We start from the raw sequence: 13,722 nt of genomic DNA, 5'->3' as shown, positions 1-13,722 counted from the left end.
CCTGGACATGCCCGACGAGCAGGCGCCCCGCCTGCTGTGCGTCGAGGTGTACGACCGGAAGCCGCTCTCGTACATGACGGAGACGGCGGCCGCCCTCCTCGACCGGCTGGCCCGCGAGACCGTCTTCGTCCCCACGACGACCCGCACGCGCGAGCAGTACCGCCGCATCCGCCTCCCCGGACCCGCCCCCCGCTTCGCCATCTGCGCGAACGGCGGCCACCTCCTCGTCGACGGCGAGTCCGACCCCGACTGGCGGGCGGGCGTCGCGGAGCGGCTGGAGGCGGGCTGCGCCCCGCTCGCCGAGGTCCGCGAGCACCTCGTACGGTCCGCGGACCCGGCGTGGCTGCTCAAGGAGCGGATCGCCGAGGACCTCTTCGCCTATCTCGTCGTCGACCGGGCCCTGCTGCCCGAGACGTGGGTGAAGGACCTGGCCGATTGGGCCGAGGACCGGGGATGGACGGTGTCCCTGCAGGGCCGGAAGATCTACGCGGTGCCGCGGCCGCTCACCAAGAGCGCTGCGCTGGCCGAGGTGGTCCGCCGTACGGGCGCCACCGACGTCCTCGCGGCCGGGGACTCGCTGCTGGACGCCGATCTGCTCCTCGCGGCCCATACCGGCTGGCGGCCGGGCCACGGTGAGCTCGCCGACACGGGTTGGACCGCGCCGCATGTGACGGCCCTCGGCGAGCGCGGTGTCGCTGCCGGCGAGCGCATCCTCGGTGCCATGCTGGCCCATGAACCGGAGCGGTATCCGCGGACGGAGAGGTAGGACGAGGTAGACCATGGTCGAGCCCAAGGGCAGCCCCCTCACACCCGAGCTGTACGAGTACGTCCTTGCGCACAATCCGCCACTGGATCCGGTGCAGCGGGAGCTGATCGACATCACGCACGCCAAACTGCCGGCGGCGGCGGGGATGCAGATCGCGGAGGAGCAGGGACCGCTACTGGCCTTCCTGGCCCGGCTGGTCGGAGCCCGGCTGATCGTCGAGATCGGCACCTTCACCGGACTCTCGACGCTCTCCATGGCGCAGGCCCTGCGCGCCGACGGCAAGCTGATCGCGTGCGACGTCTCGGAGGAGTGGACGGCGTACGGGCGCGAGGCCTGGGCGAAGGCAGGGGTGGCCGACCGGATCGAGCTGCGGATCGGGCCCGCCCTGGAGACGCTGCGGGCGATGCCGTACGAGCCGCACATCGACCTCGTCTTCCTCGACGCGGACAAGCAGAGCTACATCGCGTACTGGGACGAGCTGGTGCCCCGGGTGCGCGCCGGCGGGCTGATCGTCGTGGACAACGTGCTGTTCCACGGCGAGGTCACCAACCCACAGGCGACCGGGAACGCCGCGGCGATCAGGGCGTTCAACCACCATGTGACGGTGGACGACCGGACCGAGACGGTGCTGCTCACGGTCGCCGACGGGCTGACGCTGGCCCGTAAGCGCTGAACCACCGGCGCTCGCGCGCCGCATCAGGCCGGCGCGGGCGCCGTCAGCCGCAGCAGCCGCCTCCGCAGCAACCGCCGCCGCCACCCGGGCCGCCCCGGTCGGCCGGGGCGGCGGCCGTGCCGCCCACGGCGACCGTGGACAGCAGCTTGACGGTGTCCTCATGGCCGTCCGGGCACGACGCGGGCGCGGAGGACTCGGCCATCGGGCGGTTCAGCTCGAAGGTGGTGCCGCAGGACCGGCAGCGGTACTCGTAACGGGGCATGCGCACAGGTTAACGGCCGTGGGTCAACGCCCGCCGCGCGCCTCGGGCGGCTGCGGGGCCCGCTGCTCGGGCCGCCTCCGCAGTCCCCGCTGCGGCCGGTACCGCGCGTGGCCGCCACCCGGCGGCCCCACCCTCGCCCGGTGCGCCGCCTCCTCACGGGCCGCCTGGTCGGGGTGGCGGAGGCGCCAGTACGGGTTGTCGTGCGGCAGCGTGCCGCTGACCCGCCCGTACATCCCGAACGTCATCAGCATCAGGCCGACGACAAAGCTGAACAGGACGTTCTGGAGGCGGAACGCCAGGAAGTTGAAGTCCGTCTCCAGCAGCGCGAGATTGACGAAGCCGCTCAGCAGGAACGCCACGCCGAGCCACATGTTGAGCGTCGAGGCGACATTGCCGCCCACCACCATGCCGGCGAACAGCACACATCCCACGACGATCGACAGGACGCTCAGCGCACCGTTCGTGTTCAGACCGGCCACGGTGTCGCCCTCGGTGTCGAAGAAGCCCACCGTGCCGATCAGCCCGAGGATCCCGAAGACGAGCAGCACCAGGCCCATCAGCCCGGCACCGATCCGGTAGACCCGGCTGAGCCGGTGGTCCACCGGCAGATGCTCGTCGAGCCGCGGGTGCCTGGCGAGCCGCGCCGGGAGGCTGTCGGCCGGTCCCCGGTCCGGGATTCCCCGGACCCATGTCGCCCGGTTCCCGGCCTCCTGCTTCCTGGCTCCGCCGCTCCTGAGGGCACGGACTGTCACACCGGGCCTCCTTCGACCGAGACCCACCTCCTACCTCCAGCATCCGCCCCGCCCAGACGCTCGCCAAAGGAACAGGTGGCAGGCCCGGAGCCGGGATCGAGCAGCCCTCGGGGCCGTACTGAGCGCATACGGGTCGGTACTGGGTCCGTACCGGGTCCGCACGAGGCCTGCCCATACCGCCACGGGCCGGACGCCGCTCAGGCCCTCCCGGTCGCCCCTCGCTGCTCGCGGATCTCGCTCACCACCCGCGCCACGGTGCGCCGTACCGCCTCCGTCTCGGTCAGGAAGTGCCAATAGTCCGGGTGCCGGCCCTCCAGGCCTGCGACCGCCCGCTCCAGCCGTGCAACCGCGTCGTCCAGCGGCCGGGCGTGCCGTGGGTCCGGCGTGGTGCGCCCGGCCATGGCCAGCCGCTGTGCGTCGCGGATCGCGAACCGTGTCCGCTCGACCTCCTTCGACGGATCGAACGACACCTCGTTCAGCCGCTGCAGCCGCGTCCCGGCCGCGGATACGGCCTCGTCCGTCGCGTTGAGGAGCGCCCGGACCGTACTCAGCAGCGAGGTGGCGTCCGGCCAGCGCTGCTCGTCGCGCGCCGCCTGCGCCTCTTTGAGCTTGTTCTCCGCCTGCGCGACGGACCGTGTCGCCTGCTCCGGGACCGACTGGAGGTCCTGCCAGCAGGCGACGGCGTAGCGGCGGCGCAGTTCGCTGAGGATCGGCTTGACACCGGCGGTGCGGGTGGTCAGCGCCTGGGCGCGGGTTCGCAGCGATACGAGCCTGCGGTCGATCTCGGCCGCCCGCTCCGGCAGCCGCTCGGCCTCGACACGGACCGCCTCCGCTTCCCGCAGGACGTCGTCCGCGCGGTGGATCGTCTGCTGTACGCCGTGCTGCCCCGCGCCCTGATTGAGCCTGGTCAGCTCCGGTGAGAGCGCCGCGAGGCGGGCGGCGAGGTCGTCCGCCCGGAGGCCGGAGGCGCGCACGGAGTCGAGGGCGTTGGTCGCCGCGAGCAGGGCCTGCCGGGCGCGCTCGACGGCGGGCGCGAGCCGAGCCAGTTCGGTCTCCGCCTTGTGGAGCAGCGGCCCCAGACTGTCTGCGAAGCGATCGAGCTCCCTCTTGACCCGCTCCAGCTCGTCCTTGGCCCGCGTCAGATCGGCACGAGCCCTGGCGGCCGTGGCGGCCTCGAGATCAGGGCGGTCCAGGTCATAAGCGTCGACAGCGCTGATGTAGTCGTGACTGACCTGGTCGATACGCCCGCCCAGCGCACGGAAGTCCTCGGCCGCTCGTCGCGCGGCGGGGGAGTCGTCCACGGCCGTGATCGTCTCGAGGGAGATGCGGAGGTCCCGCTGGGCGGTGTCGAGCTCGTAGAACGCCGCGGCCGCCGCGTCTTTGGCCGCCTGCGCCTCGGCGCGCTGGCTCTCGCCGCGACCCCACCAGCGTCGGGTGCCGCCGCCTGCGAAGGCGGCGGGGAGGGTGACGGCGAGGAGCGCGAGCGGCAGGACGAACAGGACGGCTGCGTCCCGCAGCGGCCCCGCGACGGCCGCCCTCCCTGCGGTGCGACTGATGCGACGACGACGGCGTCCTCGCTGCGCGTACGGCTGCGCGTCTGTCGCCGTCACATCCCTCTCCCGTGCCGTGCTCCCCCGGAAAACCCGGTGACATTCTCCCACCAGGAAAGGACGAACACACGGGCCGGTTAGTTCGCGGCTGAGAGCGTGACGTGACCGTTGCCGCCGCGTGCGATGCTGCCGTCCGCACAGTTGCGGCGCACCGCAGCCGGCCGCGCCGACCCGACCACAGGGGCCGCACCAAACGGCGAGCCCCTGAAGATCCCGACACCGGGACCATGCGGATCTGGCAAGGAGCAAGAAACGAGGGGCCTGACCGCCATGGCGATCTCCCACCCGCCTTGACTGGTTTGGAACCGTCGGTCGCGGGCCATGTAGTCTGTCACTTCGTCCAAGGGCGCATAGCTCAGCGGTAGAGCGCTGCTCTTACAAAGCAGATGTCGGTGGTTCGAATCCGCCTGTGCCCACCGGCCAAAAGACCCCCAGCCGATCATGGCCGGGGGTCTTTGACATCCAGATCTGACATCAACGTAGACGGGATGCGTCAGGCGTGACCGGGGACGAGGCGCTCAAGCAGCTGAGGACGCTCGTGCAGTCGCGCGCGTGCGGTCGGCACGTCGGCTCCGACCGTCTCATCCAAGCAGCCCTCGACGCGCTCCTGGCTGGCGTCGAGGCTCCGTCGATCCCGCTCCTGGCTGGCCTCGGACGTCGCGAGGAACATGAGGCGCAGGAGCTGTTCGATCACGTGGCGGAAGAGCTGGGGCTCGGCTTCACCGCACCAGCGGATCCAACTGCCGCCAAGTGGGCCTTGGCCTACTGGCTAGCCGCCCAGATCGTTGACGGGTCCCTGGATCCCGCAATCGGCGCCGATCTCATCTGGGTCGAGGCGGCAATGGACCTCGGTTATCCCGACGAACTGCAACCAGTCGTCATGTGTGCCATCCAGCTGGCGGACTGGGACGAGAACTGGAGCATTCCGCTGGAACGTCTCAAGGAAGATGCCCTTCTCGCCGCCCGCGAACTGGTTGAGCGCCGAGAACCCGAACCCAACACCTGACCACCACGAAGCCCCGGAACCGATCACGGCCCGGGGCTCCACTGTCAACCGCAGCGATCAGCCGGTGTCGGGGCGCCGCTTCAGCAGGCGGTCCATGTGGCTCACTGCCTCGCGCTGCGTGTCCTGGACGACATGCGTGTAGACGTTCATGGTCACCGCGATCTGGCTGTGCCCGAGGATCTCCATCACCACGCGAGGAGCGACCCCGGCGGCGGTGAGGAGGGTGGCACAGCCGTGCCGCGGGTCGTGGAGCCGGATCACCCGGAGGTTGGCGTTCTTCGCGACCCGGGTGAAGGAGCGGTACAGGTTGCGCGGCTCGATGGGACGGCCGGTACGAGTCGTGAAGACGTGCCCTGTCCCTCTCAAGCCCCACGCTTCGCGCGGGGAAGGGGAGGTGGGGGAGCACTCCGGAAGCTGTCGCAGGGTGTTGCCGTTCCCCTGCCGGTTCTCCTGGTGCCAGTCGCACGGTGTCCGCCCAGCCAAGGCCCGTGGGTAGCCGATTGAGGCTAGCAACTGCCTTCCACCTCATCGGTCTGGCGTCTCGTGGGTAGGTCCCGCGGAAAGGCGTTCGGCTTGTGGCTCTGGCCTTGTGGGTGCTCTTGCCTTCGGCATCCGGCGCGCAGACCAACGGCTTCGACAGCCGCCGCTACGGATCACACCCCACCGGCCCGCCACGCGGGCCGGCGCGGGCTCGTGGACTGGGGGCGCCGCTCCTGCCTGCGGCCCGCTCCGCCCCCGCCCACGGCCCCGCGCCACCACAGTTGCCACGAGATGATCCGCCGCACGCTTTGTCCCGCCCAAAGCAGCACCGGACCGAGCAGATACCCCACCGCCCGACACCACCACCGACATCTCCCAGGGGTCAGCCGCAGCCACCCACCACGGGCGCAGACTGAGCAGCCACACAGGCACCCCGTATCTCAGGGGCGAGTCCAGGCGGGGTGCCCCGGGGGCGGCGAGGAAGGTGCGGATGAGGGTGGTGAGGAGGTAAGTGGGGGCGGGGGCTGGCGGCGCTCCGAGACTTTAAGGTCTGTCCCTTGGGGCGAGCCTCTAAGATCTTGGGGCCGATCGGGCCATTGCGGGCAGGCAAGGGAGCCAGCCCGATTCGCGGAGCAGCGTAAGGCCCCAAGATCTCTCACCCCAAGGGCCAGACCTCAAACTCTCTCCACACCACCCGCGCGCGTACGTGCCGGATCTGAGCCGTCTCTGGGCTGTGAGGCAGTGCTCAACAGTGACTAACGTTGACGTCCCTAACCTGACCGAGTCAGAGGTTGCCCTCTTGCATCGCGGCGCCGCGGGGTCAGGTCCTCCACAATTCCTGAGATGCCGCCAATAACGGTGCCCGCAGCCTGAACGGTGAGCACCCACCACCACCAAGCATCGAACGGGGCCAGTAGATACAGGAGCACCAGGCCCGTGCCGCCGATCGCGAGCATGAACGCACCGGCCACAGCTCCGCCGAATGTTACGAGACTTATGGTCCTCGCCCTCAACGATCATCCGGATCGCGCTGTCGATGTGATCTTGGAGGATCTCTCTCCCCTTGCTCCCCTCAGGGAGGAGCGCAAGCAATTCCGCGTCAAGCTTGACGGTTTCCCTGAGCCGGGGCCGCCTGCGTCGAGCTTGAGCAAGCACTCCGAGCAGTGCGATCAACGCGACGGCGATCGGAACAATCTCCTGTGTCCGCACCAGAGGACCCACCAATTCAGTGGAGCAAGCAACCGGGCACAAGGGTGCCCTATACGTGCCCGCTGCGGGACCGATTCAGCGTGACGCAACCCCAACAACTACCCCCCGTCCGCTACCGTTCCACCCAGATCTCGTAGCGACCGATACGGCCGTCGCTGACCGACCCAGCTTGGGCTCGGATCACAGTGACCCCGTGCCACAACCGCGCCAGATCGGGCGGGGACTCACGGGGAACTGCGGCGGCTGGCAGTGGGCGCGGCCAACGACCGCCGGAGCAGGCGTGCCGCAGGTCAGGGCTCAACTGACCCCACCTCGCTCCTAAAGCGGATGTCGTAGATTCGAATCTCGATGGGGCTCGCGCGGCGAAAGGCGCGCTGAGAGTCCAAATCCTCCCGCCGGCCCGGCTCGAACGGGCTGGTCCCCTCCACAACGGGTCAGCAACTGGGGAGGCGGCAGCTACTGACCGACGCAGGCCCGCATGGATCGTAAGACCATGGATCAGCTTTGAGCTACTGACTTTCGCGCCGTGCGGTCTGCGGACTATTCGTGGACAGGACGTCGATCAGAGGTTGTCCCGCAACGCCGTGACCAGCCGCCACGGTCGACACCGAGGCGGCCTCCGGATCCGTGTGCGCGTCGCCCTGCGGGTCCCGATCTCTCGCCCATGATCGCTCCCGCCCAAAGCCTCTCCACGCCGCCCTGGGGAGCCAGCGCAGACCGTGGCAATCTTCGGCCTATGAAGGACAAGCACTGGCGGCAATGGGTCAGGGACTGGGGCATAGCCTGGGGCCTGGCAACGGTGGCGTTCTGGCTCTTGGGGAAGATCATCGGGGACCCCAAGAGTTTGCCCACATCCGCAGTCATGGCCACCATCTCCGTCGCCGGTGGGGAGCTGTCGCGCAGTTGGCATCGGCGCCGGCGATCAAAGAAAGCTGCGGCACCGGCCAGGGCTGAGAGGCCGCGCCGTGCAGCGGGTGCGCCTGACATCCACACGTGACATCAACGGCGGCGGACGCGAGCGGACCGTGACAGCTCCCTGTGGAGCAGGTGCAGCACCGTGGGTGGGACGGCCCTGGGACAGGCCGATTAGTCGATCGAACTAACAAAGCAGATGTCGGTGGTTCGAATCCGCCTGTGCCCACCTCTCTGAACAGCCAGAACGCGGGTACGGCAGTCTGGCTGGTTCCGCGTGCCCATCAAGAAACCCATCATTACGGTCCCGGGCATGCCCACAGACCACCGGCAGCGGGGCAGCATCCGGCAACGCGGGGACGCATTCGAGGTCCGCGTCTACGCCGGACTCGACCCCCTCACAAAGAAGCGCATCTACCTCCATGAGCGTGCCCAGGACATCAAGGGCGCCGAGAAGGCCCGCACTCGACTGCTCGCACAGGTCGACGAGCAGAGACACCCCCACCGCCTGGTACGCGACGAACTGGATGTTCGAGCCGAGCTGGGCGCGGAGGCGCCGGGGAACACGCGGCGCTGCTTCGAGGCACTGCGCGCGTGCCGGTGCCGTGGGTCTCCGAGGCCGGGTCGAGGTTCTCGCGGAACGCGGCCCGTTCGGCGCCCAAGCCGACGAAGCCCTGTCGTCTGCGCTGATGGATCAGCGCTGCATCGACGGGCGTACCCGCGTCATTTGCCCCTCCGCCGGTCCGTTGTCAGTCTTTACCCAACTCGCCAAAAAAGCTTGGAGTTGACAGGCCTCTCAGCGACATAGTCCAACCATGACCATTAAGCAGACACCTCAGTCCCAGCAGGGATCCGGCCCCGCACTCCTCCCCCTCGCGTCCACCCTCCTCACCGCCACAGTCGCCCTTTACATCGCCATCGTCGCCTTCAGTAACATCACCGACTTCGGCACCAACCAGCAGTTCGTCCGGCACGTCCTCGCGATGGACACGACGTTCAAGGACGAGGACCTCATGTGGCGGGCCATCGAGTCGCGGGCGTTGCAGGACGCTGTGTACGTCGCCATCATCGTGTGGGAGACGGTCGCCGCCCTTGTCCTCCTCTACGCCACGTACCTGTGGATCCGCCGCGACCACCACCGCGCCCGGCGCGTCTCCACTCTCGGGCTGCTGATGCTCATGCTGCTGTTCGGTGCCGGGTTCATAGGGATCGGCGGCGAGTGGTTCGCCATGTGGCAGTCGGCGGACTGGAACGGGCTGGAAGCGGCGATGCGGGTCTTTACGCTGAGCGGGGTCGTTCTTCTGGTCATCCATCTTCCGGCGGACGGGCGGGCGACCGCCGGGAAGTAACACGCTCAAGTGAAGGGGCGCCCTCGTCAGCCGATGGACTCGCCCACCCCGTACGGGGTGGGCGAGTCGAGGACCGGCAGCAGCTCCGGCAAGTGGCCGTCGGACATGGCGGCCACTCGCTGCCGCTCCTCCGGGACCTCCCCGTACAGCGTCGTCCGCAGCTTCGCCGGACGCCCCGCGGCGTCCGCCACCGCGATCAGGTCCTTGATGGACTTGTACGAGCCGTACGACGAGCCCGCCATCCGCGAGATCGTCTCCTCCATCAGCGTGCCGCCGAGGTTGTTGGCGCCCGAGCGGAGCATCTCGGCGGCGCCCTCGGTGCCGAGCTTCACCCAGCTGGTCTGGATGTTGGGGATGTGCGGGTGGAGGAGGAGGCGGGCCATGGCCGTGAGATGGCTTGGGGCCGGGGGTGACGTGGTAGTGGGTGAGGGCGGCCGTGGTGACGTGCCCGCCGGCGGGTCGAGCCGTATGACGTGGGTTCCGGGCGGTGATGGGTCAGTTGGTGGCCACCGATGCAGCAGTCTGCCGCTCTCTGGCGCCCTGCAGTGCTTTGGGGGTCGATCAACCAGTCCCGGCTTGTCCCGTCGACGGTGCGCACCGCTGCACCGACGATGCGGTCGACGCTGTACCGGTTTCCGGTGGTGGCGATGTCCACGGCCATGAGGCGCCGGCAGTGCCAGCCCATGTGCTGTCCGCGCGGTGGCGGCGCGGGCTCGCGGACATGTTCTGGGTGGTACACCTCCCAGCCGCCGTACTGGGTGGACACCAGCGTCCCGGAGCCTGCTGGCACGAGAGCCCCGCACACTTCGCACTCGCCGTCTCGCCGGTTCGTCCGCATCGCGGCGACGTCCGCAGTGACTCCGTCCGGGCCGGTCTCTGGCGCGTGCTCCAGGTGATAGACGACCCAGTTCCCCGATCGGCTCCGAAGCAGCGCACCGGCCTCGGCAGTCACTGTTCGGCCGCACTGAACGCAGGTCCCCTCGAATCTCTGAGGGCGTGCTGGACTGGTCATCCCCCACCTCGATCACGCTTCGTTTCGGCTACCTGAACCGCGCATGCGATTACGCAAGCTCCCCATGAATCAGTGTCGTTGAGCACTCCCGCATGGCCAGAGACAAGCCCCGGGAGCGCACTCAACTTGCGTGGTCGATAACAGCTTTAGGAGCGAGGTCGGGCGATCACCGGTGTGATCTGCGCGTTCGTCGCCCTGGCCAGAGTCCGGGTGCGCGCCCGTCGCGTCCCCTGATTCCCCGTGAGTCCCCGCCTGTCGTGGCACGAGAGTGGCACGGTCCCGTGTGGTCGGCGGCGTTACAGCGATGCTAAACCGGCTCTACGGACCGGCCATGGTGACGGCCAACCGATGAGTTTCCTGTCGTTGCCCGGTCATAGTCCTCGAAGCGCCACGATCGGACCACATCCAGAGGAGCCCCGCCCATGACGTTCTCCCCTGTCATTGTCAGTCTGCCCACCGCCGATCGCCGAACGTCATTCGCGTTCTACGGTGAAGGTCTCGGCTTCGAGGCCATCGGCGATGTAGCTGATGACGGAGTGCCGGAGCCGCTGCAGTTCGTTCTCAACGACGGCGTGCGCCTCATGCTGATTCCCACCGGCGGTTTCGGTTGGGTCATCGGCGACCGTGAGGTAGCTGGGCGGGGCCAGAGCGAGTGCCTGTTCAGCCTGCCTGCGGAGACCAAGGCCGATGTTGACGAGCTGATCAAGCGTGCGTACCGGGCAGGTGGCGAGATCGTCACGCTACCCGGACAGCAGCCTTGGGGCTATGCCGGTGCGTTTGCCGACCCCGACGGCCATGTCTGGATGGTGACCTCGGAGTCGTCTCCCACGTAACACGGCGGCCGGGACACGGATCCGGAGGCCGCTTCGGTCTTGCGCGTCACCGCAGGTCACGGCTTCGTGGGTGGCTGTCGAAACGGTCCCTGTCCGCAGATAGTCCACGGCTGGGGAGGCCACCCCGGGTATCGAGCGCCCCGGGCTCGCGGGCGGGCTTGAGGAGACGAAATGGGGAGGCTGGGTGATAGCCAGGGGCTATCTGGCGATGCGGCGCCAAGTCCCGTGGGATCTAATGACGTTCCTCCAAGATGCGCATGAGCATCGCGGTGTGCTGCGGCAGGTCGGTGTGGTGTACCAGTTCCGACACCTTGACCTGCAACGCCACCTCGCCCAGCAACCCTGGCCGCCATCACCTGACCTACACCTCGATCATTTCCACCGACTCTGATGGGGGTCTGCTGTGGACTCCCTGCGCTCTGACCGATCGGGCATGCACGGGCACGTGACTACGCGGGCGGTGCGCAGAGACTTTGGGCGGGAGCTGCCATGGGGCGAGAGATCATGACCCCGTACGCTGATCTGCGGATCGTGCTGGCTTCTCTGCCTGCCCGCAACGGCCCGATGTGGGGCCATGATCTTCGAGGCTCGCAGCCCCTCTCCTACCAGGAGTCCTTCACCTTCCGGGCGAACCGCCCACCGATCGAGCGCGCGGGGGCCGTTCGCATCGTCCGGAGGTTCCGCCCGGCACCTAACATCTTTTGCCGACGCCGTCGACGAAGGCGCGTCAGTGGTGGTGGCCCTGCCGACCGAGGGTCTCCACGGGGGTCGCGCCGGGGCGGGTCCACTGCGGCACGGGCCGGCTGGTCGGGCCCCAGGTGGCGACGCCGTCGGCGTCCGAGCGCCAGTACCAGCAGGCCTGGCGGCCTTCGGACGGGTGCCCCTCGCGGACATCGCCGATCACGGGCCAGCCCTCGGGGTTGTCCTCCCACGCCTCGCCGCGGCCGTAGGGCGTCATGTCGAGCAGGCCGAGGGACCCGTTGACCGGCTCGTTGCCACGGCCCGTCGTGGAGTAGGTGAGGAACACGCGGTCGCCGTCGCGCAGGAAACAGACGATGTACCCCATTTCTCCGCCGACCGGCGCCTCCACGCCCCGCACCGAGTACCAGGGCTGGGTGTAACCCATGAACTCGACGTAGGGCGCCACCTCGTCCCACGGGCCCGAGGTCAGGATGGCGAACGAGACGCCGCGGGCGTTGAGGTAGACGGCGTCCTTCACATGCCAGGCCGTGGTGGTGCAGCCCTCGCACTGCCCCTGGTGCGGCGCGCCGTCGTACCACATGTGCTTGTAGACCACGAGCTCGTCGCGGCCCTGGAACAGGTCGAGGAACGGGACCGGGCCGTCGGGTCCGACGACCTCGACCGTCCCGTCGAGCTCGACCATCGGCAGCCGCCGCCGGGCCGCGGCGATCGCGTCGCCCTCACGGGTGTGCGCCTTCTCGCGGACCAGCAGCTCCTCGCGCGCCGCCTGCCAGGTGGCCAGGTCGACGACTGGCGGCTTGCCGGGGAGGTTGCTGCTCGCGTTGCCGGGCGTGGTCGTCATGGTGTCCTCCGTGGTGTCTCGTGCCGGGCAGCGTCGTACCACGTCCTACGACGCTCACCAGAACAGACTCGCGACCCGGCCGGAACTCATCGCGGCAGGGGCGCCCTCGGCCGAGCCTGCACGGACGAAAGGGTTGGGGCCCACGCTGCTGTTCCTGCACGGCAACCCCACCTGGTCGTTTGTGTATCGCGAGGTGATCCGCGCCCTGCGACACGAGTTTCGTTGCATCGCACTCGATTACCCCGGTTTCGCGTCCGAAGCCGTGTCAACGGGTCAGCGGCAACTGGCTGCCGGCCCGACTCTGGTCGGTCACCGGAACGGATGCGCAGGGGATGCTGCTCGCGACCCGGCATGTCAGTGTCACGATTAGGTGACCTCTACTGCCGAACAAGGGAAGACCCGAGGGCGTATGCCGACATTGAAAGTCAAGCACTATTCGGTCTCCTGCACTCAGTTCAGGGCAGTGGGCGGGCAGAATGGATTTATCACGATCGCCCTGGACGACCCTCAGATCTCCGCGGTTGTCTACTTCTTCCGCGACCTGTGGAGCCCGACAGACATCGGCGAGTTCTACGACGGCCGGATCGTGGCGTGTCATGCCACGGATGCCGACTTCGATCGTTACTACGAGATCCTCAAAACGGAGAAGCCGCTGTACTTCGGCTGGGAGGTGGTGGACTCGAGTGCCAAGCTCCAATGGTTCGCACTGGGCTCTTCCGTGGAACCCATCGGCGAAGGCTTGCGGGACCTCTCTCCATGACGTTTAGCCCGGAGTTGGCCGCCGAAGATCGCGCGTCACCACCACGGGCGCCAAGTCCCTCACCCAGGACACCTCCGGCATCCCCGGCAGCGTCGAGAAGGGCGACGGTTCGGCTCCGCGGTGTGGCTGTCGGACACCAACAAGGACGGCAAGGCCGACCTCACCGCGTCCGCCATTGGCGAGGCCGCACCCCACGAGACCGTCCGCTCCGGCGCGGTCTGGCGAATCCGCGGCGCCTCCACCGGACTGACGTCCACAGGTTCGCTCGCCATCAGCCCGGACGACGTCGGCCGGTCCTGGGACGACGAAACGTTCGGCTCCGCGCTCACCGGCTGACCCGGAGGAGAACTCCATGCGCATCCGCACGACTTCGGCCCTCGTCGCCCTCTTCGCCGCGGACCTGGCCCTCTGACCCTCCCTACTGGTTCTGCCTCCGCGGCACCCGCCAAGTACGCGGACGACTTCAACGGCGACGGCTACCGCGACATCGCCATCGCCATCGCATCGCCCTGGGCACAGATCGGCACGCGCCAAGCAAGCCGGTCACGTCAGCGT

The 13,722-nt window shown here is 68.6% G+C and carries 12 protein-coding genes, 1 tRNA gene and 2 pseudogenes; 9 read left to right on the top strand and 6 right to left on the bottom strand.

The features are described from left to right. The first annotated feature begins 7 nt into the window (after window positions 1–7). Window positions 8–766 carry an HAD family hydrolase gene (locus ACTWQI_RS01480; RefSeq protein ID WP_443267157.1) on the top strand — a complete coding sequence of 253 codons (759 nt, stop codon included), beginning with the start codon at window positions 8–10 and terminating at the stop codon, window positions 764–766. Between the two features lie 13 nt (window positions 767–779). Continuing rightward, complete coding sequence (locus tag ACTWQI_RS01475; protein WP_443266593.1) at window positions 780–1,439, top strand: O-methyltransferase; 660 nt, start codon at window positions 780–782, stop codon at window positions 1,437–1,439. A 43-nt stretch (window positions 1,440–1,482) separates the two neighbouring features. Here the strand turns inward: ACTWQI_RS01475 and ACTWQI_RS01470 are convergent, their stop codons facing one another. From ACTWQI_RS01470 to ACTWQI_RS01460, 3 genes are all read right to left on the bottom strand, one after another. Then, a complete protein-coding gene (locus ACTWQI_RS01470; RefSeq protein ID WP_443266591.1) occupies window positions 1,483–1,701 on the bottom strand; it encodes an FmdB family zinc ribbon protein in 219 nt (72 codons plus the stop codon). Between the two features lie 23 nt (window positions 1,702–1,724). Continuing rightward, window positions 1,725–2,378, bottom strand: coding sequence for a DUF4383 domain-containing protein (locus ACTWQI_RS01465; protein ID WP_443267155.1), 654 nt, complete (start codon window positions 2,376–2,378; stop codon window positions 1,725–1,727). A gap of 272 nt (window positions 2,379–2,650) precedes the next feature. After that, window positions 2,651–4,009 carry a hypothetical protein gene (locus tag ACTWQI_RS01460; RefSeq protein WP_443267153.1) on the bottom strand — a complete coding sequence of 453 codons (1,359 nt, stop codon included), beginning with the start codon at window positions 4,007–4,009 and terminating at the stop codon, window positions 2,651–2,653. A 398-nt stretch (window positions 4,010–4,407) separates the two neighbouring features. Between ACTWQI_RS01460 and ACTWQI_RS01455 the strand changes: the two genes are divergently transcribed. Together ACTWQI_RS01455 and ACTWQI_RS01450 are read left to right on the top strand one after the other, a co-directional pair. Continuing rightward, window positions 4,408–4,479 (top strand) — tRNA-Val (locus ACTWQI_RS01455). Between the two features lie 83 nt (window positions 4,480–4,562). Continuing rightward, complete coding sequence (locus ACTWQI_RS01450) at window positions 4,563–5,069, top strand: hypothetical protein (RefSeq protein WP_443266589.1); 507 nt, start codon at window positions 4,563–4,565, stop codon at window positions 5,067–5,069. A 57-nt stretch (window positions 5,070–5,126) separates the two neighbouring features. Here the strand turns inward: ACTWQI_RS01450 and ACTWQI_RS01445 are convergent. Then, window positions 5,127–5,423, bottom strand: a pseudogene (locus ACTWQI_RS01445) (tyrosine-type recombinase/integrase); the annotation flags it as partial. A gap of 3,062 nt (window positions 5,424–8,485) precedes the next feature. Here ACTWQI_RS01445 and ACTWQI_RS01440 point away from each other — a divergent pair. Further along, window positions 8,486–9,019, top strand: a complete 534-nt coding sequence (locus ACTWQI_RS01440; protein WP_443266588.1) for a DUF2165 domain-containing protein — start codon at window positions 8,486–8,488, stop codon at window positions 9,017–9,019. Window positions 9,020–9,045: 26 nt separating this feature from the next. On the opposite strand, the pseudogene fbiC reads toward ACTWQI_RS01440, so the two are convergent. Beyond that, a pseudogene (fbiC, locus tag ACTWQI_RS01435) lies at window positions 9,046–9,411 on the bottom strand (7,8-didemethyl-8-hydroxy-5-deazariboflavin synthase); the annotation flags it as partial. A 1,042-nt stretch (window positions 9,412–10,453) separates the two neighbouring features. On the opposite strand from fbiC, the gene ACTWQI_RS01430 reads away from it, so the two are divergent. Next, window positions 10,454–10,864 (top strand): VOC family protein, encoded by a 411-nt coding sequence (locus tag ACTWQI_RS01430; RefSeq protein ID WP_443266586.1) that lies wholly within the window; start codon window positions 10,454–10,456, stop codon window positions 10,862–10,864. Between the two features lie 727 nt (window positions 10,865–11,591). On the opposite strand, the gene ACTWQI_RS01425 is transcribed toward ACTWQI_RS01430, so the two are convergent. Then, a complete protein-coding gene (locus tag ACTWQI_RS01425) occupies window positions 11,592–12,407 on the bottom strand; it encodes a DUF899 domain-containing protein (protein ID WP_443266584.1) in 816 nt (271 codons plus the stop codon). Here ACTWQI_RS01425 and ACTWQI_RS01420 point away from each other — a divergent pair. The 3 genes from ACTWQI_RS01420 (at window position 12,406) to ACTWQI_RS01410 (ending at window position 13,503) form a co-directional block, all read left to right on the top strand. Further along, complete coding sequence (locus tag ACTWQI_RS01420) at window positions 12,406–12,777, top strand: alpha/beta fold hydrolase (RefSeq protein WP_443267151.1); 372 nt, start codon at window positions 12,406–12,408, stop codon at window positions 12,775–12,777. The two genes, ACTWQI_RS01425 and ACTWQI_RS01420, sit on opposite strands and share 2 nt — an antisense overlap. Further along, window positions 12,778–13,167, top strand: a complete 390-nt coding sequence (locus tag ACTWQI_RS01415; RefSeq protein ID WP_443266582.1) for a hypothetical protein — start codon at window positions 12,778–12,780, stop codon at window positions 13,165–13,167. It begins immediately after the preceding gene. A 120-nt stretch (window positions 13,168–13,287) separates the two neighbouring features. After that, window positions 13,288–13,503, top strand: a complete 216-nt coding sequence (locus ACTWQI_RS01410) for a hypothetical protein (protein WP_443266579.1) — start codon at window positions 13,288–13,290, stop codon at window positions 13,501–13,503. The last annotated feature ends 219 nt before the right edge of the window (window positions 13,504–13,722 follow it).

The organism is Streptomyces sp. KR80, assembly GCF_052245555.1.
In the GTDB taxonomy this organism is placed as follows: Bacteria; Actinomycetota; Actinomycetes; order Streptomycetales; family Streptomycetaceae; genus Streptomyces.
The sequence above is the reverse complement of the archived record's forward strand: the minus strand, read 5'-3'. Positions and strand labels throughout refer to the sequence as shown.